29 protein-coding genes are annotated in these 23,026 nt (G+C 58.1%); 23 read left to right on the forward strand and 6 right to left on the reverse strand.

Features of this window, described 5'->3' with window-relative positions; all coding sequences use genetic code 11:
- The first annotated feature begins 2 nt into the window (after window positions 1-2).
- From AC6I1V_RS15260 to AC6I1V_RS15275, 4 genes are read left to right on the forward strand one after another with little or no spacing between them, the layout of a single operon-like run.
- A complete protein-coding gene (locus tag AC6I1V_RS15260; protein ID WP_486854341.1) occupies window positions 3-788 on the forward strand; it encodes a phage head morphogenesis protein in 786 nt (261 codons plus the stop codon).
- 3 nt (window positions 789-791) lie between these two features.
- The gene (locus AC6I1V_RS15265) at window positions 792-2,504 is read left to right on the forward strand and encodes a DUF2213 domain-containing protein (protein ID WP_486854342.1); all 1,713 of its coding nucleotides are present in this window, start codon (window positions 792-794) and stop codon (window positions 2,502-2,504) included.
- A 10-nt stretch (window positions 2,505-2,514) separates the two neighbouring features.
- A complete protein-coding gene (locus tag AC6I1V_RS15270) occupies window positions 2,515-3,153 on the forward strand; it encodes a structural cement protein Gp24 (protein ID WP_486854343.1) in 639 nt (212 codons plus the stop codon).
- A gap of 10 nt (window positions 3,154-3,163) precedes the next feature.
- Window positions 3,164-4,177 carry a major capsid family protein gene (locus AC6I1V_RS15275; RefSeq protein WP_486854344.1) on the forward strand — a complete coding sequence of 338 codons (1,014 nt, stop codon included), beginning with the start codon at window positions 3,164-3,166 and terminating at the stop codon, window positions 4,175-4,177.
- Window positions 4,178-4,254: 77 nt separating this feature from the next.
- Here AC6I1V_RS15275 and AC6I1V_RS15280 read toward each other — a convergent pair whose 3' ends face one another.
- The 6 genes from AC6I1V_RS15280 to AC6I1V_RS15305 form a co-directional block, all read right to left on the reverse strand.
- On the reverse strand, window positions 4,255-4,515 hold the full coding sequence (locus AC6I1V_RS15280; RefSeq protein WP_486854345.1) for a Txe/YoeB family addiction module toxin: 261 nt from the start codon (window positions 4,513-4,515) through the stop codon (window positions 4,255-4,257).
- A 2-nt stretch (window positions 4,516-4,517) separates the two neighbouring features.
- A complete protein-coding gene (locus AC6I1V_RS15285) occupies window positions 4,518-4,772 on the reverse strand; it encodes a type II toxin-antitoxin system Phd/YefM family antitoxin (protein ID WP_486854346.1) in 255 nt (84 codons plus the stop codon).
- A gap of 103 nt (window positions 4,773-4,875) precedes the next feature.
- Window positions 4,876-5,271, reverse strand: coding sequence for a CCDC90 family protein (locus AC6I1V_RS15290; RefSeq protein WP_486854347.1), 396 nt, complete (start codon window positions 5,269-5,271; stop codon window positions 4,876-4,878).
- Between the two features lie 55 nt (window positions 5,272-5,326).
- On the reverse strand, window positions 5,327-6,256 hold the full coding sequence (locus AC6I1V_RS15295; protein ID WP_486854348.1) for a BRO-N domain-containing protein: 930 nt from the start codon (window positions 6,254-6,256) through the stop codon (window positions 5,327-5,329).
- A 775-nt stretch (window positions 6,257-7,031) separates the two neighbouring features.
- Entirely contained in the window at window positions 7,032-8,102 is a 1,071-nt protein-coding gene (locus AC6I1V_RS15300; protein WP_486854349.1) for a type I restriction endonuclease, read from the reverse strand.
- 30 nt (window positions 8,103-8,132) lie between these two features.
- Complete coding sequence (locus tag AC6I1V_RS15305; RefSeq protein WP_486854350.1) at window positions 8,133-8,732, reverse strand: hypothetical protein; 600 nt, start codon at window positions 8,730-8,732, stop codon at window positions 8,133-8,135.
- 165 nt (window positions 8,733-8,897) lie between these two features.
- Here AC6I1V_RS15305 and AC6I1V_RS15310 point away from each other — a divergent pair, with 165 nt between their 5' ends.
- From AC6I1V_RS15310 to AC6I1V_RS15400, 19 genes are all read left to right on the forward strand, one after another.
- The gene (locus AC6I1V_RS15310; protein WP_486854351.1) at window positions 8,898-9,701 is read left to right on the forward strand and encodes a BRO-N domain-containing protein; all 804 of its coding nucleotides are present in this window, start codon (window positions 8,898-8,900) and stop codon (window positions 9,699-9,701) included.
- A 71-nt stretch (window positions 9,702-9,772) separates the two neighbouring features.
- Window positions 9,773-10,177 (forward strand): hypothetical protein, encoded by a 405-nt coding sequence (locus AC6I1V_RS15315; protein ID WP_486854352.1) that lies wholly within the window; start codon window positions 9,773-9,775, stop codon window positions 10,175-10,177.
- A gap of 3 nt (window positions 10,178-10,180) precedes the next feature.
- The gene (locus AC6I1V_RS15320) at window positions 10,181-10,612 is read left to right on the forward strand and encodes a DUF4054 domain-containing protein (RefSeq protein WP_486854353.1); all 432 of its coding nucleotides are present in this window, start codon (window positions 10,181-10,183) and stop codon (window positions 10,610-10,612) included.
- A gap of 4 nt (window positions 10,613-10,616) precedes the next feature.
- Window positions 10,617-11,177, forward strand: coding sequence for a hypothetical protein (locus AC6I1V_RS15325; RefSeq protein ID WP_486854354.1), 561 nt, complete (start codon window positions 10,617-10,619; stop codon window positions 11,175-11,177).
- Window positions 11,174-11,605 carry a phage collar protein gene (locus AC6I1V_RS15330; RefSeq protein ID WP_486854355.1) on the forward strand — a complete coding sequence of 144 codons (432 nt, stop codon included), beginning with the start codon at window positions 11,174-11,176 and terminating at the stop codon, window positions 11,603-11,605. The genes AC6I1V_RS15325 and AC6I1V_RS15330 overlap by 4 nt, the downstream gene beginning before the upstream one ends.
- Window positions 11,598-12,083 (forward strand): phage neck terminator protein, encoded by a 486-nt coding sequence (locus AC6I1V_RS15335; protein ID WP_486854356.1) that lies wholly within the window; start codon window positions 11,598-11,600, stop codon window positions 12,081-12,083. The genes AC6I1V_RS15330 and AC6I1V_RS15335 overlap by 8 nt, the downstream gene beginning before the upstream one ends.
- Window positions 12,084-12,101: 18 nt before the next feature.
- A complete protein-coding gene (locus tag AC6I1V_RS15340; RefSeq protein ID WP_497737172.1) occupies window positions 12,102-13,994 on the forward strand; it encodes a DUF3383 domain-containing protein in 1,893 nt (630 codons plus the stop codon).
- A gap of 11 nt (window positions 13,995-14,005) precedes the next feature.
- A complete protein-coding gene (locus AC6I1V_RS15345; RefSeq protein ID WP_486853653.1) occupies window positions 14,006-14,455 on the forward strand; it encodes a phage tail fiber protein in 450 nt (149 codons plus the stop codon).
- Between the two features lie 15 nt (window positions 14,456-14,470).
- Window positions 14,471-14,968, forward strand: a complete 498-nt coding sequence (locus AC6I1V_RS15350; RefSeq protein ID WP_486853654.1) for a hypothetical protein — start codon at window positions 14,471-14,473, stop codon at window positions 14,966-14,968.
- Between the two features lie 114 nt (window positions 14,969-15,082).
- Window positions 15,083-15,904: a hypothetical protein gene (locus AC6I1V_RS15355; RefSeq protein ID WP_486853655.1), complete on the forward strand. Its 822-nt coding sequence runs from the start codon at window positions 15,083-15,085 to the stop codon at window positions 15,902-15,904.
- Between the two features lie 11 nt (window positions 15,905-15,915).
- A complete protein-coding gene (locus AC6I1V_RS15360; RefSeq protein ID WP_486853656.1) occupies window positions 15,916-16,746 on the forward strand; it encodes a hypothetical protein in 831 nt (276 codons plus the stop codon).
- Between the two features lie 96 nt (window positions 16,747-16,842).
- On the forward strand, window positions 16,843-17,652 hold the full coding sequence (locus AC6I1V_RS15365; protein WP_486853657.1) for a baseplate hub protein: 810 nt from the start codon (window positions 16,843-16,845) through the stop codon (window positions 17,650-17,652).
- Window positions 17,652-18,374: a hypothetical protein gene (locus AC6I1V_RS15370; protein ID WP_486853658.1), complete on the forward strand. Its 723-nt coding sequence runs from the start codon at window positions 17,652-17,654 to the stop codon at window positions 18,372-18,374. Before AC6I1V_RS15365 ends, AC6I1V_RS15370 begins: the two co-directional genes overlap by 1 nt.
- 10 nt (window positions 18,375-18,384) lie before the next feature.
- Window positions 18,385-19,731: a hypothetical protein gene (locus AC6I1V_RS15375; protein ID WP_486853659.1), complete on the forward strand. Its 1,347-nt coding sequence runs from the start codon at window positions 18,385-18,387 to the stop codon at window positions 19,729-19,731.
- On the forward strand, window positions 19,728-20,168 hold the full coding sequence (locus tag AC6I1V_RS15380) for a hypothetical protein (RefSeq protein ID WP_486853660.1): 441 nt from the start codon (window positions 19,728-19,730) through the stop codon (window positions 20,166-20,168). Before AC6I1V_RS15375 ends, AC6I1V_RS15380 begins: the two co-directional genes overlap by 4 nt.
- Entirely contained in the window at window positions 20,155-20,871 is a 717-nt protein-coding gene (locus tag AC6I1V_RS15385) for a baseplate J/gp47 family protein (protein WP_486853661.1), read from the forward strand. The genes AC6I1V_RS15380 and AC6I1V_RS15385 overlap by 14 nt, the downstream gene beginning before the upstream one ends.
- Window positions 20,872-21,000: 129 nt before the next feature.
- Window positions 21,001-21,408, forward strand: coding sequence for a hypothetical protein (locus tag AC6I1V_RS15390; protein WP_486853662.1), 408 nt, complete (start codon window positions 21,001-21,003; stop codon window positions 21,406-21,408).
- Window positions 21,401-22,066, forward strand: a complete 666-nt coding sequence (locus tag AC6I1V_RS15395) for a baseplate wedge 1 family protein (RefSeq protein ID WP_486853663.1) — start codon at window positions 21,401-21,403, stop codon at window positions 22,064-22,066. Before AC6I1V_RS15390 ends, AC6I1V_RS15395 begins: the two co-directional genes overlap by 8 nt.
- A complete protein-coding gene (locus AC6I1V_RS15400; protein ID WP_486853664.1) occupies window positions 22,044-22,997 on the forward strand; it encodes a hypothetical protein in 954 nt (317 codons plus the stop codon). Before AC6I1V_RS15395 ends, AC6I1V_RS15400 begins: the two co-directional genes overlap by 23 nt.
- Window positions 22,998-23,026 lie beyond the last annotated feature (29 nt).

A 23,026-nucleotide genomic window follows, 5' to 3' on the forward strand; every position in this document is an offset into this window, starting at 1 on the left:
GCATGGCTAAAATCCTCCGCGCCATCAAGCCCAACGCGGGCATCCGGGCGAAATACCGGAAGCGGATGGTGTCGCTTCTCGACGAGATGCAGCGTTCCGTCGTGTGGTGGCTGCGCGCCGAGTACAGGAAGCAGGAAACCCGCATAGCACAGGATGCGTCCCCGGCGAGTGACCTGCAAGACCGCCTCAAGCGCCTGTTCCGGTACTGGACGAAGCGGTGGAGGGAAAGCGCGGAGATTTTCGCGCGGGAGTTCGTGGGCAGTACGAGGCGGCGCACGGAAGCCGGGATGAGGCAGGCGTTAAAAGACGCGGGCTTCACGGTAAAGATGAAGGCCAGCACGCGGGCCATGAATGATGTGGAACGGGCGTTGCTACTGGAAAATTACAATATCATCAAGTCCATTCCACAGCAGTACATTACCGAAGTTACCGGGCTTGTAATGCGTTCAGCCAGCATGGGCCGTGACGTGGAGTTTCTCGCCGACGAACTCCACAAGCGGTACGAAATCACCCGGCGCAGGGCCGAATTCATTGCCCGCGACCAGTCCAACAAGGCGACCGAGGCCCTTAAGCGGGTGCAGGACAAAGAGCTCGGCATCACCGAAGGCATCTGGGTGCATGTGCCGGGAAAGAAGACAAGCCGCCATACCCATCAGCTCATGAACGGGAAAAGGTTCGTCATCGCGGAAGGGCTCTACGACTCTGACGTAAAGCGCAAGGTGCTTTGCGGCGAGCTTCCGGGGTGCCAATGTACGTATCGGGCCGTCATCCCTGAATTTGGAGACTAATCTATGCATCAAGGCAAAGGCGTCGCCTTCGACGCGGCCCCCTCGCAGCGGACGACCGACGAGAACGGGTTCCTGCACGTCGGGGCGTCGCACATCACCAAAGCGGCGGTGAACCCCTATTACGGGCGGGAGGTTCCGGGCTGGCAGGAGGCCGGGCTTGACCCTGAGGCCGTCTACTACGGCCTGCGCGACCCGGAAGAACTTCAAGCGTCGCTTGAGACATGGGCCGGGCTGCCGCTGCACATCGAGCACCATATCGACAGCGCGGAAGAACCGCAGAAGCTCACCCGCGTGGGAGCGGTAGGCACGGGCGCGGTCTGGAACCCGCCGTATGTGGATGCGCCGCTGACCGTGTGGGACCGGGCCGCCATCGACGCCATCGAAGACGGCTCCTTCCGGGAACTCTCCTGCGCCTACCGTTACGACCCGGATTTCACGCCGGGCAGCTACGAGGGCATCCCCTACGATTTCATCATGCGGAACATCCGCGGCAACCACGTCGCGCTGGTCGAGGAAGGGCGGGCCGGGCCGGACGTGGTGGTGGCGGATTCTCATCCAACTTCAACGAAAAAAGGAACGCTTATGGGCACGTTCAAGAAATGGTTTCGGGGCGCGCAAGACGACAACCCGGACATCGAAAAGCAGGAAGTGGAGCTTGCGCAGGCCATCATCGACCTGCACAAGGTCGACCCCGTGACAGGCGAAATCGTGGATGTCACCGAAGACGAGGACAAGGCGGAGGAAATCCGCAAGCTCGTCGGTGAACTGTCCGCCAAGCTCGATCCTGAGGACGTCAAAAAGCTGAAGGATGCCCTCTCCGATCTGGCCTACTCCAAGGCCACGGGCGACGGGAAAGCGGAGAAAAAGGAAGCGATGGACGAAGACGCCAGGAAAGCTATGGACACCTGCGGGCTTGATGCGGAGGATCCCGCCGAATCCCGCGCCTTTGCCGAAGGCGTGAAGTATGGCGAGGAACTGGAGCGCAATCCGGACGAACGCAGGAAGCTCGACCGTGAGCATGAGTCCGAGGGCATGAAAAAGGCTATGGATGCCTGTGGCCTCGACGCAGAGAACCCGCAGGAGAGCAAAGCCTTTGCCGAGGGCGTCAAGTACGGTGAGGAGTTGATCCGGGATCCTGAGGAACGGCGCAAGCTCGACCGTGAGCATGAATCCGAAGGCGAACGCCGCGAGCTCGGCAAGGACGAGGACAAGGACGCGGCCATCAAGCGCATCCTCGCTGCCGTCCCCGGCCTCACGCCGGAACAGCAGAAGAAGCTGACCGACTCACTGCAAGACCTCGCCTATTCCCCGGCGACCGGAGATGAAGACCCGGACGGCAAGGGAACCGCTCAGGACAGGGCATTCCGTCGCCGTGGTCCCCGCCCCCTCACCGCGATGGACGCCGCCCGCATCAAGGCCTCCGCAGTTGCCGAAGCGCAGGAGCACATGCGGAACCTCACCCGTGCCGTGCGCGACGTGCGCGGGCTGGTGGGCGAGCTTGACCCGTTGTCCTTCGACTCCGCGTCCGACGTTTACGGCTACGCGCTGGAGCAGCTTGGGGAGGAACCCCGCAAGTATCCCCGGCAGGCATGGCCCGGCATGATCGACATCCTCCGCAAGCAGAAGGCGGCCCCTTCCATCGCCCGCGACGCGGCCCCCGTCGGGCGCATGTCCGGCAGCTTCGCCGGGCTTTCCAACATCACCATTGCCGAATAGGAGGCACACCATGCCTTTGCAGTCCCAAGTCAATATCTCCGTCGCTCCCGGCATCGCTGGCGACAAAGCGACGCCCGACCAGAGCATCTATACCCCGCTCAACCCTCTGGCGGCGGTGGCCCTCCCCGTGGGGCGCTTCGTCTTTCCGGTCGTGGATTCCGGCGTGATCGACAACACGCGGGCCACCAACGTCGCGGGTGAGGCCACTGCCGTGCTCGGCTTCGTGGAGCGCGTCATCAACTACGTGAACTACGAATTGCTTTCTGACGGTACTTTGACCGTCCCGGCAGGCTCGAACCTCACCGTCGCTGTGAAGGGCGACTATTGGGCCGTTTCCACGACCAAAGCCACGGTGGGGCAGGCCGTCCTTGCCTCCACCGCCGACGGTTCCATCAGCACCGGGACGCCCGACGGTACGCACATCGATACGGGGTGGGTCGTCAAGACCCCCGGCGAAATCGGAGAACCGATCATCATCAGCAACTGGGGACAGGCCGCAGCGTCCGGCTCCGGCGGCGACACCTCGAACCTGATGCAGAAAGATTTCAGCAACGCCACCGGTGCGCTCGGCGTAGCCAACGGCGGAACCGGCGCAACCACTGCGGAACAGGCCCGCACCAACCTCGGCGCAGCCGCCGCCGGAGCGTAGGAGGAACGTTATGAACCCGACATTTGAACAGGCCAGGCGCTACGGCTTCGTCTTCCCCCATGCGCGCATGTGGGCCACGCCCGAAAACCGCGCCCGCATCGCGCAGGACGCCGCGCTCATCACCACGCCGAATACGACCGTCCCCGCCGAACTGCTGGCGTATATCGACCCGATGGTCATTGAAATCCTGACCGCGCCCCGGCGCGCCCGTGAAATCTTCGGGGAAGAGAAAAAAGGCGATTGGACGACCCCGTACATGAAGTGGCGCGTGGACGAAATGACCGGGAAGACCGAGCCGTATTCCGACTATGCCAACGGCACGACTTCGGGCGTGAACTCGGAATGGCAGACCCGCGTGCAGTACGTCTTTCAGACGTCCATCACCTACGGCGATTTTGAAGTGGAGATGTCGAGCACGGCGAAAGTCAACCTTGCGGCCTCCAAACAGCGCGCGGCGGCCAACGTCATCGACATCGACCAGAACCGTTTCTACCTGCTCGGCGTCGCCGGGAAGGAGATTTACGGCATCCTCAACGACCCGAACCTCCCCGCCGCCATCACCGCCGAGGCCACGGGCACGGGCAGCTCCACGAAATGGGCCGACAAGACCACGGTGCAGATCTACAATGACGTCCTCGCCCTGTTCGCGCAGCTCTCCGAGCAGTCCAGCGGCCTCATCGACAAGGATACCCCGCTGAAACTCTGCCTCTCCCCCGAACTGGCCGTGCGCCTCGGCGCGGCTACCGATTTCAACGTGTCCGTGCTGGACATGCTGAAGCGGTATTTCAGCCGCATCGACATCGTGACCGTCCCCGAACTGCACAGCATGACCGCCGGGGAAACCATGTTCCTCATCGCCCCCGAAGTGAACGGGCAGCGTTCCGGCACGCTGGCCTTCGGAGAAAAGATGCGTGCGGGCCGCGTCGTGCCCGACCTGTCCAGCTTCCGCCAGAAGTTCGTCGGCACCACCTACGGCGGCATCGTGCTCATGCCCTTTGCGTTCGCTCAAATGACCGGCATGTAGAGCCTCCCCCTTCCCCCATGCGAAAGCCCCAACCGCCTGTTTAACGGTTGGGGCTTCTTTGCATCTTTGGGAGCTGCTCAGTAATGATAGCGGCATTGGAGTACGATCAGGGCTTCGCTCTTTTCGTCCAGCTTATAGACGAGCCGATCCTCCTGATTGATGCGTCGTGACCAGCATCCGGCAAGATCGAACCGGAGCGGTTCCGGCTTGCCCAGCCCTTCAAAAGGATTCCGCATGGCATCGCGCAGCAATTCGTTGATCCGTTTGACCGTGCGCTTGTCCGCATGCTGCCAATAGAGGTAGTCCTCCCACGCCTGCGGCGTCCATGTAAGCAGCATGCTCAATCCTCCAGCTCATGCGGCATGGCCTTGCCCGCATCGGCGGCCTGCATCGCTTTCCTGAGCCGCGCGGCGTTGGCGGGTGAACGGAGCAGATACGCCGTCTCCATGATGGCGTTATAATCCTCAAGTGACATCATGACCACAGAGGGCGATTTTTGCCGAGTAATGATGACCGGCTCATGGTGATCGCAGACGCGGCTCATGGTTTCCGCAAGGTTCTGCCGGGCTTCGGAGTAGGTAATGGCCTGTGACATGACGCCTCCTTTGTTTTTGTACAATAATATGTACAAATAAGGCAGGCGTCAAGAATAAAAGGCGGCTCCGAAGAACCGCCTTTTCTGCAATATTCTTTTCTCGTTAGAATCCAATCCAGCCGAAGCCTTTGGCCATGATCGCGGCGAGGGCAAAGGCTATGGCGAACTGCCATCTGAGCAGATCATATTTGACCTTTTCAATCTCAGTCCGTAAGCGGGCTTCGGTTTCCTTTACCTCGCCACGGACTTTTTCCGTCTCTCCACGGATCTTCTCGATTTCTACCGTCAACCGCGCTTCGGTTTCCTTCATTTCGGCGCGGATTTTTTCAGTTTCCCCGCGAACCTTTTCCAGTTCGACTTGTAAACGCAACTCGGTTTCGCGCAGGTCTTCTTTGGTCGCGGACTTATCCTCACGCTTTTCCAGCACCTCGACAAGAGCGTCGAACTGCTCGGCAGTAAACGCTTTTTCCAGTTTTTTCCCGGTATCGAACAGCAACATGGGGGAATCCCTCCGTTGGTAAAGTCTTATATGATTCATGCAGGGTTGCCAAGGATTACCCTGGCATCATCCTGTTCGAGGTCTTCGCGGCACGGATTGCCGCTCTCATTGCGGATATTCCCTCGTCAATCCACGTCTGGGCGTTGTACGAGTTGGATTGCAGGATACCGAGAAGCGGATCCTTCGAGATGTTCTGCCTGGGGCATACCCGGTTCAGCAGTTCGGGATAAGTGCTCCCCTTAACGCGTAGGAGTTCCTTGACGAATTGGTGGAGCCGGGAGCGGATTTCCCCAGCGAATTCGATCCATTCCTGTTCGAGGCGTTCAAGCTCCTTCACCCGGTCGCGGTATAGTGACGATGCGGTGGGAAGCGCCGGAGCGGGGATTGCGGATTCCGCCGTGGGTATGGCGTTGATGGCGCGGACGCGGACGGAAAGCAGGAACTCGCGGGCGTCCGGCATAAGCCGGGCCGGGAGTTGCTTATATTCGGCAATGCGGAAATGGCGGTTGAACTTGGCCCATATCTCGGCGCAGGCCTTGCCTTGCACCGCGGCGGGGTAGGTCGAGAGCTTGGCGTCTACGATGAGCTTGAGCTCGGCACGTTCCGACGCGTTGATCAGCTCGTCGTTGAGCGTCACGGGCTCGGCAACGGGCACCCTGTCGCCGTACTGCTCGATCACGTCGAGCACCCACTTGCGGAACGCCTTTGCTACCGGAGTCCGGGCGAACATGGCGAGAAGGTGGCAGCCGCGCAAGCTGAAGATGCGGGCGCGACCTTCTACGCCAAACTGACGGTCTACGCTGATTTCAACCATTTGAGTCATCTCTGAGGTGAATTCATCAGCGTTTCTGTAGTAAAGACGACTCAAGGTATCCTCTCGGGCGTACCCTAACGCGGTGGCGATTTCAGAAGAGCGGAACCAAGGTTGATTGTCGCGAGTGATGGGGGAGAAAATGAAATCGTTGAAGCAGAGAGACTGTGACATGTGCCACTCCTGTTTGTTGGAATTGGCACCGCCTACGAATGACGATGCCGGGTGTTCGTAACCGCCAAACAGGAGCGGCTCCCCGCCTTTGGGCCGAAGCCTTGGACATATCAGGGACACCCGGCATCGGGAAGATGCAAGTATAGCAGAAAACCAAAGTCAAAAAGAGTCTTGACTTCGGCAAAAGGGCACAAAAAGAGCCATACTATCGGGTGGCGTTATCCGCCTGTTTGGGTGTTACGAGCACCGTGGGAAGACAACGCCATACTTTTATGAGACTGTCAAGCGTTTTTGTAATGTTATATTGCCATCTAGACAGCCTTCTCTACAGCGAGTATCGTCAATAAATCTTTAGGGTCTTCCCCACACGTGTGGGGGTGTTTCCAGGGCCCACGGTTACGACACAGGGATCGGGCCGTCTTCCCCACACGTGTGGGGGTGTTTCCCCACCGGAATTATACACCTCTTCGAGTTCGGGGTCTTCCCCACACGTGTGGGGGTGTTTCCTGTCGCTGGATAGCGGGCATATTGATGAATTGCTATTGTATTAGCCCACACCCGGAGTCAATGTCCGTAGGACATACCACTACCACGAGGATAACAAATCTTGGCAGGGCAAAAAAACATGTTTCGGGGTTGGTTACCAGCGAAGGTGTTTTGAAGTACCGTAGGAAAAGAACAGCGCAAAGCGCAGAAAATGTAAGGGGCAAAATAGTGGCGTTGCCTGCATCTGGATGTTCTTCATCATTGGCGGGCAACGCCACGTTGGAAAGTTTTATTTGTTATCGTATTTCAAGGCCGTAGCCCGGATTCGATCCGCAAAGGGAATAATATCTTCCAGTTTTTCGATGTCTTCCTTTGCGTCCTTATTCTCCCCATCAAACAGTCCGACCCTCCACTGTTTTCCGTTGAAATACAGGCGGCACAGAGGCTTGAGCCTGTTGTCGTCAAGAAGGATGGAGCAGTAGCTGATGCTGTCCCGCATGGCTACGCGGGCCGGATCAACGGTGCCCACCAGAAGCGATTTGACAAGGTAATACGCTTCTTTTTCTTCCTCAGTGGTGACTATGCGCGAATCCTGCTCTTTTCCTTGTGGGGCATCTTCGGATTCTATCTCTACAATTTCCGGTTTCTGCTGCATCATGGCATTTTTCAAGCGGTCGTTGATGCGGTCGTTGATGAACTGGTCAAGCGCAGCGGTAAGAATTGGAGTGAAGCGATCCAGAACGTTTTGCGTGATACGTCCATCATACGTCTGGCCGATGAAAAAGCGCGCGAAATCTTCGTGCGGCTTTTCCATTTGTTCGGACATGAGGCGTTTGAACTCTCGGTTGTACTTGAGTTCGTTTGCCGCGCTCATGCAGGCATCCCGATCAAACTTGCCCTTTGCCAGTTTGCGCAGTTCCGGGAGCAGCATTTCGTCCATATCGTCAAGGACGAACTCCATATAGGGCTTGCTGTCCATTTTGTTGGCTGTTTCAAGATCAGAATAGAACCGGTAACGGTTGCCGTCCGTCAGGATGGCAATGGGGGCTTCCGTTCCGTGGAAGTAAAGCTGGAGCTGGTTGCAGTGCTTCATGTCGAGAGACGTGCCCAAAGCCTTGCACTCCAGAAGAAGGATAGGCTTGCCGTCCACAAGAATCGCATAGTCCACGCGGGCGTCCTTATATTCGCCGATGGGGGCTGAAAATTCGGGCACGACTTCCGCAGGATTGAAAACATCATAACCAAGAGCCGCAATGAAGGGCATCACCAAGGCGTTTTTCGTGGCCTCTTCGGTTTTGAGGGTGTCACCGAGATTCTTTACCTTTTTCGACAATTCAGCAATTCTTTCCGAAAAATCCATAGCCCTCTCTCCCTGTTCTAATTTAATATATTAAGATTTATATATTTTTTTGTATGTTTTCCAAGAATACAGACCGGAAAGGATAGTGAGGATTCCCCATAACAAGGCCCCATTTGTATTGGGAGGCGTTTGGAGGGCACAACTCAGCCATAACACGGCTAGTACTACCGTCACCATCACTCCAATGATAAGGGCAATTTTTTTAGGGGGTGTCTGAGAACGTTCATGCTGTATAAACGGGCTTGGTTCTCCGCGCTCTTGTGTCAATTGTTCATCAAAAAGGTGTGCGCGGATAACCTCCATCATGGGGCTATTCACCTTTGCCAATGCCTTATTTCCATTTTTGAATTCAATAATGACGGTAGACTCAGTTGTCTTACCTCCTGCTACAGCGCCCGCAACCGCTCCGATGCCTCCAAGCAAGACGCCGCCGACAAGTGCGCCTCCCAAGGTCCCACCGAGTTTTTTGACCGATTCTTCATTGGCTACTTCGCAAGAGGCAATACTGGAAAGGAAAAGTTCCTTTGCTCCAAACATTTTTGAAGAGCAACGCAACTGATTTTTATTTTTAATGTAAATATATTCTTCTTTCCCATAGTCCCCAGCCAGAAACTTGATGTAGGTAGCCATACATCATCCCTCTTATTATAGATGAGGCTATCATGGCATAGGCCGTTTCAAAAATCCACCGCCGCCCCGAAAGGGGCTTTTGTTTTGCCCTGTGCGAACCTTGTTCACGGTGTGCCCCCACGCCGCCATGAGGCATTATGGCCGAAACACTATGGAGGCTCAGCAATGGAAAATTCCCCCTTGGCTTTTTTTGAGCATGAAAAGTTCGGTTCTCTTCGTGTCGTCAGAAGGGAGCAGGGTGATCCGTGGTTCATGGCGAAAGACGTGTGCGAGTGTCTGGGATTGGAGAATATTTCAGAGGCACTGCGGGGACTGGACGAAGACGAAAAGATTACCCTCAGCAATCCTGATGGTAATCCAAGGGCCGGAATTCCCCATCAAATGAATGTGGTATCCGAACCCGGCCTGTATTCCCTCATCCTCCGTTCCCGCAAGCCCGAAGCCAAGGCTTTCAAGCGGTGGGTGACGCACGAGGTCATCCCCTCCATCCGCAAGGCGGGCGGCTACCTGATGGCCAAGCCCGACGATACCCCCGAAGCCATCCTTGCCCGCGCCGTGCTGGTCGCGCAGGACACCATCAGGCGCATTGAAGCCGAGCGCGACGATGCGATCCGCACCAAGGCCGAAATCGGTTCACGCCGCGAGGCCACCGCAATGGCGACCGCATCCGCCGCCGTCCGCAAGGCTGCGGCTCTTGAGAACGAGCTTGGGCGGGGCAGGGACTACAAGTCCGTGAAGGGCATCCCGTGGTTCCTTGACGTCTTTGCGGATACGCCAGCCGCGTACTCCGTCGCGGGACGCAAGCTCTCCGATATGTCCCGCCGTATGGATTACGAGATCCGGGAGATCGAGGACAGCCGTTTCGGGAGCGTCAAGGCGTACCACGTCGACGTGATCGAAGCCTTCCGGCTGGCCCTGAAAAACGACTTGAACATGCTGGGCAAGTATCGCATTCGCCGGGCGGCATAGCCTCGAATTTTGTTCACGGTGATTTTTCCCCGTCCTTTTTGCCATGATGACCAAAACAACGGAGGACAGATATGGCCAGACCCAAAAAGAATACCGCCCCGGAAACGGTGCAGGCGACGAAGGCGGATACCGTGATGGTCGCCCTGAACCGGACGACCGGGATCATGTTCCCGATGCCCGACGGTCGCAAGGTGCTCATTGAAGGCAACGCCGCCGGCCTGCGCGGAAAGGAAAAGGGCGTGCTGCCCGTGGGCGCGTTCGGGCTGACGCGGGTGAATGCCGACGATTGGGCGTACATCGAAAAGACCTATGGCCCGCACATGGAGATTTTCAAGTCCGGCCTCATCTTCGCGCAGGCGCGCAAGGCCGACGCTGTGGACGAGGCCGACGAAAGGGCGGAACTGCGCCACGGTCTGGAACCCGTGGACGTAGCCAAGGCGCAGACCGAGCCGCTCCAGAGCAAGGCGGGGTTCTAGCCCGTGTCCGTGGTCGTCTTTGATCCGCAGGAGTTCCGGGATGCCTATCCGCGCTTCGTCGATCCGAAGACCGGGCAGCCTCTTCTGACTGATGCACAGCTTCGGCAGGCGTTCGACGTCGCCTGTCTGCTTCTGGACAACACGGACTCCTCCCCGGTTCCCTACGACCCGGCCCACGGCGTCATGATCCGCAAGACGCTGCTGTACCTCCTCGTCTGCCATCTGGCGACGCTGGCCTTGTGGCCGACGGGACAGGCCGGGCCCGTGGCTTCGGCTACGGAAGGGACTGTCAGCGTCAGCTTCTCCGTGCCTCAGAACACCGGGAAAGCCTTCTATGCGCAGACGCCGTGCGGACAGGCGTTTTGGCAGGCCATCCAGCCCTATGCCGTGGGCGGGCGCTACTATGCCGCCCGGTATTGGCATCCGTGGGGATAAAACTGTGCCCGGAGAACTCGAAAAACTGCTCAAGCGGTACATCACCCCAGACATCGTCGTGAAGGCCGGGGTACTCGAAAATGCGACGCGGGGCGAAGGCGGTACGCCCGTTGCGGAGTATGCGGCGTACAACGAATACGGCGCAACAATCGAAATCCCTGAGCGGACGCAAACCTTGTACTTCAAGCGGAAGCGTGACGGCAGCGTCGGAAATCGGTTCGTAAAGAAGGGCAAAAGCGATTTTGCGCAGGATGCGACGGTCAAAGCCCACACCGTCACCATCCCCTCCCGGCCTTTTCTGCGTTCCACGCTCGATGCCAAGGCGGGCGTATGGTGTGATAACCTCACGAAAGCGTTGGAAGCCGGACGGACACCGAAAGAGGCGATGCGGCTTGTGGGGCGTCGCATGGCAGACGACATTCAGGCGACGATCAAGAGCAATATGCCCCCGGACAACGCCGAATCCACCAAGCGCCGCAAGAACGCCAAGGGCGCGGGAAAGGGGACGCTCATCGACTCCGGGAGCCTGCTCAAGTCCATTGATTACGAGGTAGTCAAACGGTGAATCTTCATGAGCTGGTGCGTCCGCTTGTCGGCATCGTGAACCCTTTCCAGCCGATTGTAATTCTCGTCTCTGTGGGGTTCACGGTGAACGCGCAGTATGAGCAGGTTCCGGCATGGGCCCCTGCCGTGGAGGTCATGGCGCAGCCGCAGCCTGTTGCGGACAAGACGCTGCAATTCCTCGTGCAGCAGCGCCAGAATACGATCTGGCACGATTTTTACCTTTCCGGGGACTGGTCTGCCCTTGATCGTCCGGCGGAGCAGGGCGGCGATCTCGTCTATTGGGACGGCGCCGAGTGGCAGGTTGATCAAGTTCTGGAACGCTGGAACCCCACGGCGGGCTGGACGAAAATCCGGTGCGTAAAGCTCCGGAAAACCGCGCCGCCGGAAATCGGGGCCACGGAACCGCCCAAAGGGGAAGGCGATGAGTGACGGCATCCTCGTGCAGGCCCTTGGGGACTTTTGCAAACGCTACCTCGGCGATTCCGCCGTTGTTGTGCGCGGCTACGTCAACCGCGTGAGCAAGCCGAAAACGAAAAGCTACGTGCTCGTTACCCCCATGACCATGACGCGCCTCTCGACGAACCTGCATCAGACCGAGTGCGGCGGGACAGCCATCGTACAGCCGCAGCGCCGCCGGGTACAGCTCGACGTCTACGGGCCGACCGCCGCCGACCGCGCCCAAACGCTCGCAACGCTCCTGCGCGACGGCGTGGGATGCCGCTTCCTCCAGACATACGGGATCGCCCCCCTGTACGTCGAAGACCCGCAGGACATGACGCAGGCGGAAGGTGACGAGCAGTACAATCCCCGCTTCATGCTCAACGTGCTGATTCAGGCTAACCGCGTTGAACACGTTGAGATGGATACTTTTACCGACGCGGACTTTTCCGTTCATCCGCTGGCATAGCAAACACAGGAGGGCGCAATGAGCGTCAATGCCGACAAACTGGTTCAAATCATCCCCCGCATCATCGCAGGCGGCACGCCGGGCCTGACCTTCGCCGGGCTCCTGCTCTCGCAGTCCGAGCTTTTGCCCGCAGGCCGGGTCGTGCAGTTCGCCAGCGCGCAGGCCGTGGCGAATTATTTCGGCTCGCTCTCGGAAGAGGCGGGCATGGCTTCCATGTACTTTTCAGGCTACGTGAACACGACGAGCCTCCCGGACAAGATCTTTTTTGCCCGGTACAACGGCGAGGCCGTGGGCGCATGGCTGCGCGGCGCGAAGTATACGGGCAATCTCGCCGTGCTGCAGGCCGTGACCAACGGAAGCCTTACCCTTTCCATTGATGGAAAAGAGCAGCATGCAACGGGTATCGATCTCTCTTCAGTTACGAGTTTTTCAATGGTTGCTGAGGCGGTACAGGCCGCTCTTGTCCCTGCGAAGACCCCGGCAACCGCAGGTTATCTGCATGGCGGCGCAATCAGTGCGGCACCCTTCGCTTTTAAGTCGGTCAACGCAGGCGCACTCGATATCAGCATTGACGGCACGCTGCACGAGTTGACGGGTCTGAATTTTTCTTCGGTGGAAGATCTCGCGGGCGTTGCCGGGGTGCTCGAAACCGCGCTCTCGGCATGGGCGACCGTCGAACTTGAAGTTGACCATCTGATGATCACGAGCAAGACCACGGGCGCAAGCTCAAGCGTGTCTTTTGCAAGCAATCCGGGAGGCAGCAGCGAGCCGGATCCGACGCCGACAACGGACCTCGCCGGGGCTTTGGGTCTTACGTCCGCGACTGGCGCGACGGAAGCGCAGGGGACGCCGGAAATCCAGCCTGCGGGTCCCTCCGTCACCTATTCGAGTCAGACGGGGGCGTTCCAGATTACAAGTTCAACAACTGGAGCGGATTCATCTGTTTCTTATCCTACGCCGACTACTTCCGGGACCGACCTCGGCGCGCTTTTGCTGCTCACCGAGCAGGCCGGGGCCGTGCAGTCCGTGGGCATGGCCGCTCAGACGCTTCCCGACTGCATGACCAACGTGCTCCTGTACGCCCGCGATTGGGTGACGTTCGGGACTGTCTGGGAGCCTGAGCTTGACGACAAAATTTCACTTGCCCGGTGGTGCGCGGGGTATGACACCCGTTTCGCCTACGTGATGTGGGATACCGACAACGCCGCGCAGGTCGCGGGCTCTACGGCCTCGGCGGGGTATCAGATCGCCAAGGTGCTCGAACTCGACGGGACGGTTCCCGTGTTCAACACGCCTGAACTTGCGGCGTGGGTCATGGGCACGGCTGCCTCCATCAACTTTGAAGAGACGAACGGACGGCTCACCTTCGCGTTCAAGCAGGGCGAAGGGCTTGCCGTAACCTGCGACAACGACGAGAACTATGACGCGCTGATCGCCAACGGCTACAACTGCTATGCGGACTTCGCCACGGCCTCCAGCCAGTTCAAGTTTTTCCAGAACGGGCAGGTTTCCGGCAAATGGGGCTGGCTCGACACCTACCTTGACGCCATCGCCATCAAGGACGGCCTCCAGCTGAACCTCCTTGACCTGTTCAAGGCCGTAAAGTGCATCCCGTATAACGAGAGCGGCTACGGCATGATCCGCACGGCCTGCCTCGACACCATCACCCGTTTCCTCGACTTTGGGGCCATCCGCACCGGAGTGACCCTCTCGAACACCCAAAAAGTGCAGCTTCTTGCTGAAATTGGGCAGGACGTTTCCCAGACGCTTGAAACGCAAGGCTGGTACATGCAGGTCAAGGACCCCGGCGCAACCGTGCGCGGACAGCGCCAATCCCCGGAATGCAAATTCTATTACATGGACGGCGGCAGCGTGCAGCAAATCGTCATGCCCGCCACGGCCATTCAGTGATGAGGTAAAACATGGCTGACAACTTCGGCAACATGACGATTACGGCGGCGAACTGCACGCTTTTCCTGACGGTTCCCGGCCTCTACGACAGCCCCGTGCAGATCGAGGGGTTCAGCACCGACGCGATGGTCAGCGTCGCTGCAAATACGCCCATCGTCGCTGAAAAGGGCGTTGACGGGCATACCTCTTTTGGGTGGGTCCCGACCAACAAGGAAGTCACGATTACCCTCGCGGCGGACTCGCCCAGCCGCCAGCTCATGGAAGATTGGGCGACATATCAGGAAACGGCACGGGAGGTGATGCTCTGCAATGCCGAGTTCGCCATGCCGAGCATCAACCGGAAGATCACCGGGAAGCGGGGCGGCCTCACCTCCGTGCAGTCCAGCCCCAACGCCGCTCAGACCTTGCAGGCGAGCGCCTTCGTCATCACCTTCGACCAGTGGACCGCGAGCCCGCTTTAAACCGTGGAGGCCGTCATGCTCAACGAAAAGATCATTGCCATCGACAAGGGCCGCGACGCCGGGAAGACCTTCAAGGTCAAGGAAATGCCCGTCACGAAACTGGAAAAATGGGCCGCCCGTGCGCTGCTCGCCGTCTTCGGTTCCGAGATGCCCGCCGACATCCGGGCGCTCTCCGCGTCATCGAACACCGCCGCGTTGCTTTCCGCCGGACTCCGGGGGCTGTCCGGGCTGAAGTGGGAGCTGGCAGAACCGCTCTATGACGAGCTCCTCGGTCAGATCTACCGCGTCCCGAACCCCGGAAAACCCGATGACGTCATCAGGCTCACCCCGCAAAACCTCGACGCCCATGTCGAGGACGTGGGCACGATCTACCGCCTGCGTTGGGAGGCCATCGCCGTCTGTCTGGATTTTTTGCAGGGCGGCGAGGGCTTGACCTCCCGCCTGTCGCAGATCCTCAACCTCTCGGACTCCGGGACTACGCAAACCTTCCCGGATGCGTCGGCATCCCGGTAAGCCGGAACCTCGCGACGCTGCACGAGATGCAGACCGTGTACGGCCTGTCCGATGCCTACGAACTGATGGAAATTATTGCCGTGGACGGACATAACCAACGTCTCTGGAGTAAACATGAACGCCGGTGAACTCGTCGTCAGCCTTTTGCTGAAAGCAGGTGATTTTAAAGCACAGGTGCAGGCCGCACAAAAGGGGCTGGACGGCGTGCAGGCCGCAGCCGTTGACGCGGGGCGTGATGTATCGAATGCAGCAAAAAGAGGAGGACGCGGCCTTGATAATCTTGGCTCGGCTGCCCGTTCTGCCGGAAAGGAACTCAAAGAGGCAGGGAATCGGGGCGCACTCAGCTTTGAACGGCTCAAGGGAACGCTTACAAAAATTTTTGGAGTAATTGGTGGTGTTGCCTTTATCAAAAGCCAGTTCACAGCTTTTACCGACGTAGCCCTCGAAGTCGATACGGCGAGCAAGACTCTGGGGATGGACATCAAAGAGTTCCAAGGTTGGCAAAAAGCGGCGGAAAAAGTCGGGCTTGAGACGCAAGATCTGGTGCAGCTTTTCGGTGATGTCAGTGACCGGATGTATGACGCTGTTCTACACGATGCAGGCCCGTTCAAAGACGCCGTTGAGGATATTGGAATTTCACTCAAGGGTGTCAAAGAAGGGGCCACTTCTTCCGCGGATATGCTTTTGCAGTTTGCCAGAGCTGTAGAAAAGATGCCGAAAGACAAAGCCCACGGCCTTTTCACTCAGTACGGCTTTGATCCTGAGAGCATCAAGCTCATCATGATGGGGAAAAAGAGCTTGAAAAGCAGATCAAAACGGGGAAAGAAAAGGCTCGATTTGATAAGCAAGATATTGAGAACGCGAAAAAGCAGAAAGAAGCCCAGCAGCGGCTCAATGACGCTTGGAAGAAAGGTTCTGCAGCCGTATCGAACTTAGTTCTTCCATTAATGACTGCGGCTATCAACGTTGTTATAAAATTATTTAAGATAATTGAAGAAAATAAACAAGTTGTCATTGCATTTTTTACTACTTTGGGAACGATGATCAGTGTAGTAATGACACCTGCACTTTTGAAAATGGCTACAGCTGCATGGGCTGCTGTAGCTCCATTTACACCTTTTATTCTCGTTGCTGCTGCACTTGGTCTTATCTTTGATGATCTAAAAACATATATTGAGGGAGGGGAGTCAGCACTTGGAAAATTTTGGAAATTATTCGGTGAAGGTGATGAAATTGCCGTACGTTTAAAAATAATATGGGAAGGCATTAAGAGCATCTTGGGAGGCGTCTGGGATGTACTTTCAGGGTTCGCCAAGCTCTTCACCTCAATACTGACGCTGGACGGGAAAGGCGTTATCGAAGTCCTCAAAACGATCTGGAGGGGAATCTCCAAGATCAACGATGTGCTTGTCGAAATGCTGAATTGGGTAGCTCAAAAACTCTACAACCTTCTCCCAGACTGGATTAAGGACTGGCTCGGCGGCGATGAGTCTTCACGACCGGAAGAAACGAAGGCCGAGGCCGCGCCCGGCGGTGTTGCCGATTCGATGCGGGTTGGTGATGTCCGCCCGTCTATTCTGCCGCCGCAGGTGCGCGCGGGAGATGCGCGTCCGGGAAGCGTGAGCAACGTCAACAATTCTCGTCAAATGACGTCAACCACCAACGTAGGTGAGGTCAAAATTTACACGCAGGCTACGGATGCTGATGGAATAGCCGAAGGAGTGGTTCCGGCACTTCGCAATCAAACCGCGCAAGCAGATAGCGCATTCGGGTACTGACATGGCATTCGGCGCGCTCCCGCCGGGACAGCCCGGCAACTGGTCGATTTTCGATAAAGACGGCGCCAAGGCCCTCGACTTTGACACGTTCTTTTCGTGTTCGATCAAATCCGAATAGATGTGGACATCCAGAAGCCGGGCGGGAAAGAGAAGAACAAGGCCAAGGTCAAAATTTTCAATATGCCCTTGGCGGACATGGAAACGCTGACGACGCTGGCGTTCAAGCCGCTGCAGGCGTCGAAAAACCGCATTGCCGTGTACGCGGGCGACGAAGCGCACGGGCTGTCTTTGGCCTTTTCAGGCGACATCGTGAGCGCCGTCCCGAACTTCAATTCCGCCCCTGATCCCTCTTTCGACATCGAGTGCATCACGGGATACGTCGCCAGCATTACGCCCGTGCCGCCGTTGACGGCGCAGGGTTCGCAGGACGTTGCAACGCTCATGCGGGGGCTCGCGAAACAAATGGGGCTGGCTTTCGTCAACCGGGGCGTGTCCGTTTCCCTACGCAATGTCGCCCTCGTCGGGGGGCCGATGGAGCAGGCGCAGCGGCTTGCCCACGACGCCCGCATCGATCTTATCGTCGACGACGGCGAGATGGTCATCTCCCCGCCCGCGACGCTCCGCAGCGATGACGGCGGCTCGACGCCCGTGTGGTCCGCGAAAAGCGGGATGCTCGGCTATCCGAGCTTCGACAACGAGGGCGTGACGGTAAAAGGCATCTACGAGCCGAAACTTCAGCTTGGCGGCCCGGTGCGCATTGAGAGCATCGTCCCCCGCGCTTCCGGCCTTTGGCAGATCGTGAGCCTGAGCCATAAGCTCCAGGCCGGATACCCCGGCGCGTCGCAGTGGGTGAGCCAGATCAAGGCGAGCTACCCCGGAGCGAAACCGAAGAAGGACAAGGAATAATGCAGGGACAACGCGGCCTCTCGACAAACTCCAGCGAGTACAACGCGCAGGACTTCATGATCCGGCAGCTCATCGGCCAGATTGCTACGGCGGAACCCGTGCGCGTGGTCGCCGTATCCGGTTCGGGCATCTCCCCGGTCGGCTTCGTCGACGTGCAGCCCCTCGTCAACCTCGTGACTGGTGAGCAGAAGGCGCAGGAGCAGAGCGTGCTCTTCAAGCTCCCATACCTGCGCATCCAAGGCGGGAAAAACGCCCTCGTCATCGACCCGCAGCCGGGCGACATCGGCCTTGCCGTCTATGCCATGCGCGACACGGAATCGCTCAAGGAAAGCCGGGGGAAGGGCGGGAACGTCAATCCGGGATCGGCGCGCTCACTGAGCAAAGGCGACGGCTTCTACCTTGGCGGTTTTCTGAACGATGCGCCGGAACGCTATGTGCTGGTCGACGACGAGGGCGTCACCATCGAAGGTGTGGCAAAGTTGACGATGCACGGGGAAACCTCAGTCCTGACGGCGGAAAGCGGCCTCACGATCAACGCCGACGTGCGCATTAACGGCAGCCTCACATGGACGGGCACGGCGCAGGGTGACGGCGGCCCGGCCCGGTTCTCCGGCGGCCTCACGAACGCGGGCGGCACGGTTGAGAGCAACGGCAAGGTCTTGGAAACGCACGTTCATACCGGGGTAGAACCCGGATCCGGCATATCCGGTCAACCGCAATAAAGGAAAATTTATGCCTGATTTTCAGTACCAGCCCCCGACAGGACCGCTGTCCGGCAGCGAATTCGAGCGACAAACTACACGGTTCTTTCAGCAAGTGCAGGGAGCCGCAGACGCAGCGCAGTCTGCCGCATCTGCGGCACAGATTACGGCAAATGAGGCACTTGAGCGCGCTCAAGCCCCAAACCTCGTCGATGGAAAGACTACACAGGCTGACGCAAGCGGTAAGATCACCGTGAAGGATGTCGCAATCGGCGGGGATGTGTTGGATCTGGCGAGTGCCAGAGGGTTCTTCTACGATAAATATGTACCTTGGTACGCGGGGACGCCAGCAGACACGTATTTGATCACTGATTTTAACGAGTTCAAGAAACCCGGTCGGTATCATATCCGTTGGCGTGAGGGATCGCCCGCGAGCACTGGCGAAGAAGTAACTGCAAATAACCCCAATTTGGGAAATGGAGTAGAGGGATGGTTCGACGCTATCTTAGAGATAGACGGCCTATCACCCGCTTCATATGTCACAAGTAACGCACGTATTGTACAGCGAGTTATAGTAACGAATACCGTCAACAACCAAAATAACCGTATAGCGAGCCGATTACATGCTGGCAATACTTGGTATCCTTGGAAAGTTACAACGCTCAATTCGGACTTCGGCGACGGCCTGCGTATTACAAACTACAAAATCTCAGTCCCAGAGATGGAAGGAGCTACAGCTTCGGCCAATGGCGTGTCTGGCCTCGTCCCGCCTCCATTGAAAGCCGATCTTGGGAAGTCTCTGGGGGCTGACGGAGAGTGGACGTATCCGGCAGATGTGGCGGTTGGCAACGACATGTCTGACCTTGCGTCCGCACGCGGACAGCTTGGTGACGCCAAGTATATAACCATAACCGATTTCAACTTGTTTACCGATTCAGGGTTTTTCTGGGTTAAGTGGGGGGATTCGGCGTTAAATGCTCCGCCCTATGGTGTGAATGGGTTTGTGATAGTGTCGCGGCCCGGAACTCTCGAAAATGTGTGCCGCCAACTAGTTATGCGATGGGGTGTAGCGGGGACGAACGAGTGGCAGATTTTCACGCGAGAACTTACGACAACGAACGGAATCATGGCATGGAGCGAGTGGTCTTGGCTGCTTACATCAAAAAGCCTTGGTGACGGATTCAAGTTTTCTAATGGCAAGCTCTCTGTGCCCGAATATGATGGCGCAACGGCATCGTCCGCCGGGATCTCCGGCCTTGTCCCGCCCGCAGCCGCCGGACAAGCCGACTATGTGCTTTGCGGCGACGGTGAATGGCGCGACATCAAGACGCTTGTCGCCGCTGCGCAGGCCCGGCTTGCAGATGAGAAAATATCATGAATTTTCGAACGGTTTTGAATATCCGCGCGCTCTCCAATATTCGTGATGAAGCACAAGCGCAATCTATAGCCGAAGAAACAGATTCAGGGCTCCGTTCATTACGGCTTGATGATACGTGGGATTTGACGCTCTCCGCAGGGGGCGATCTTGCTTCGGCGGGGGGGACTGTGCGCATCGTGCAGGATGTGGCCTCGTATGTACGCACGTTTCAAGGAGAACCGTACTACGCGCAGCAAGACGGCATACCGTATTTTATACGTGAGCTTGGCTCCCTTCCCCCCGCCGAACTCGTTCGGGCGCGCTCAAACGCCCGTGCGCTTGAAGTACCCGGCGTGGCGCAGGCTGATACGCAGCTTTCCCGGCTTGAAAAACGTATCCTGAGCGGGACGATCCGCATCACCACGGAAACGGGGGAAACCGCAGATGTCACAGTCTAGCATTGATGTTACCGAAAACGGCCCGGTCGTCCCCGATACCGCAACCGTCCGGGACGCCGTTGAAACGGACTGGCAGGCGGCCTTTGGCAATCGGCTGAACCCGGATCCGGCAACGCCGCAGGGGCAGCTCATCACGTCCGAAACGGCCATCGTACAGGACAAGAACAGCCAGTTGCTTTTCTTGGCGAACATGTTCAACCCGGAGACTGCGGAAGGCATCTATCAGGACGCGCTCGCCAAGATTTACTTTCTGACCCGGCAGCCCTCCCGCCCCACGGTTGTCCCCTGCACCTGCACGGGGCTTCCCGGCACCGTTATCCCCGGCACCGACAGCGACGCCCCGGCGCTTGCAAAGGATGCGGATGGGAACATCTTGGTCTGTCAGACAGGCGGCACGATCCCCCAATCCGGCAGCATTGTCCTTGATTTTGCCTGTCAGGTTCCGGGGCCCATTGAAATCCGGCAGGGAACCGTGACCACGATCGTGCGGACTATCCCCGGATGGGACACGATCACCAATGACGCCGGGATTACCGGGCAGAACGTCGAGAGCCGGGCGGCATTCGAGGCCCGGCGCTACGCCAGCGTCGCGAAGAACGCCCGGAGCGTCGCGGCCGCCGTCTATGCCAACGTCGGCGATCTGGATGGCGTGCTTGACGTCTGTGTGCGCGAGAACAAAACCAGCGCGCCGCTTGAAGTGTAGGGCGTCACGCTCAAGCCTCACTCGATTTACGTTGCGGTCGTCGGCAGCGCGGCGGATAGTGATATTGCTGAGGCCATTTATGCCCGGTGTTCCGCCGGATGCGATTACAACGGCAACACCAGCGTCACTGTGGCCGATCCGGTGACCGGAGCGGTCGAGACGGTGCTCTTTGAGCGCCCGGAATCGCTTCCCGTAGGCCTGAAGGTGACCATCCGCAAGAATGCCTCGATGCCGAGCAATGTCGAAGAACTCATCAAGGCCGCTGTTGTCGCAGACTTTTACGGAGAAAACGCCGATGCCTGCGGAAATGCTGGGCAGCGGGTGCGTATCGGGGACACGGTGTACGCCAGCCGTTTTTATTCGGCGGTGCTCGGAACGGGCGTCACCGACTTGGTGAGCATCGAAATCGCGGCGCCCGTCGGTGAAGGCTCCCAAACATGGGGCGACTACATCACCATCAATATAGATGAAGCCCCCACGCTCGTCTCCGGCAACGTCACGGTGAACATTCTTGAGGCGAGGTCAGGACGTGGATAACTGGCGCGAAACGATACTTTCGCAGTACGACAACTCGGAACGGCTGCTGGCGCTCATCGAATCGATGAATACCGCCATTGAGCCCACGGCGGATATTGCGGCGTTCTATGAGTCCGTCTTTGACCCCGAAACGGCGTTCGGATGGGGGCTTGACGTATGGGGGCGCATCGTCGCCATCCCCCGGACGCTTGAAGTGGAGGCGACGGACATCAAACCGTTTGGTTTCGCCGGGTCGTCCCTCAGCAACTTCGGGCACGGCCCGTTCGCCTACGAGAGCCAATCGAACACGTTCGTCCTGCAGGATAATGCGTACCGGCTTTTGATCTGGATGAAGGCCGCTTCAAACGTCACTGACGGCAGCCTCCTTGATCTGAACAAGATCGTCCACTGGCTTTTTTCTGAGCGTGGACACATCGCCGTCGTGCATGTCGGTACAATGAAAATCCGCTACGTCATCGGGTTCAAGCTCCAGCCATACGAGCGGGCGCTTCTCCTGCGCGATGACGTTCCCCCAAAGCCCGCGGGCGTCGGCTATGACGTTTATCAGGTCATCCCAAAGCACACTTGGGGATTCGCCGGTTCCGGCGGACGAAATTTCAATAACGGCGTGTTTCAGCCGTATGGAGGCCCTGTAGATGCCTATTCCCTCAACGCCTAGCATCATGCCTAATGTTTTAGGATATGCAGCGGATACCGTGCAGATCCCTGAGACGACCCCCACAGGTCAAGGCATTCCCTCTTTCCGGGATCTCTTTCCGTTCATCACGCAGGTCGACCCCGACGCGGGCGGCGTCATGGTCGAACGGGCATGGATGAATGCGCTTTTCAACCTGCTGGGGCAGCACGCCTTTTTCCAGCAGTCCGGCTGCGTCTACCCGTGGCAGGCGACACTTGACTATATCGCCGGATGCCACGTCATGGGAAGCAACGGAGTCGAGTACGTGGCTCAACAGCCGAGCGGCCCGGATGTCCCAAATGTTGGGGCAAAGAATCCTACGGCTGACACAGGGGTGTATTGGAAGGCCTCTGGCTCGGGAGGCGGAAGAATCCCCGGCGAGGTTGTGCCTTTCTATAACGTGAAACTCGGCGGGCCAGCCAACCGCAACCCCATTTTCTGGGGACAGTCCGAGCCCGATACGGGCTGGCTCATCTGCGACGGCGGCAGCGATGGGCGGGGTGGCTCCGTGCCCGACCTGCGCGAAAAGTTCATCATGGGTGCGGATGGTATTGATGACGCAGGGCAGACGGGAGGCGCGGACAGCGCAACGCCGACGATTTCTGTGCAGAGTGCCTCCACTGGAGTGAAAACACAGGGAACAACGCTCACCATTTCTACAATCGCGAACCATGCCCACAGATTGAATCTTCAACAGTACAAGTTTGGTGACGGAATAGCCAACTACGGTTTTGACAGCTCTCTGTCGACGGTCACGCCTCTAGGAGGCCGCATCGAAAATACTGGCGGTTCCGATTCGCATGCCCACGGCGTGACTGAGCCAGCACACACCCACACTGCAACTGCCTCGGAAATTTCCATCACTCCCCCGTTCTATAAGCTCGTGTGCTGTGTCAAACCCCCGGAATCCTAATGTATACACCAGAATGTAATAAGGAAGAA

The sequence above is a fragment of the Bilophila sp. T19-St14 genome (assembly GCF_059728385.1).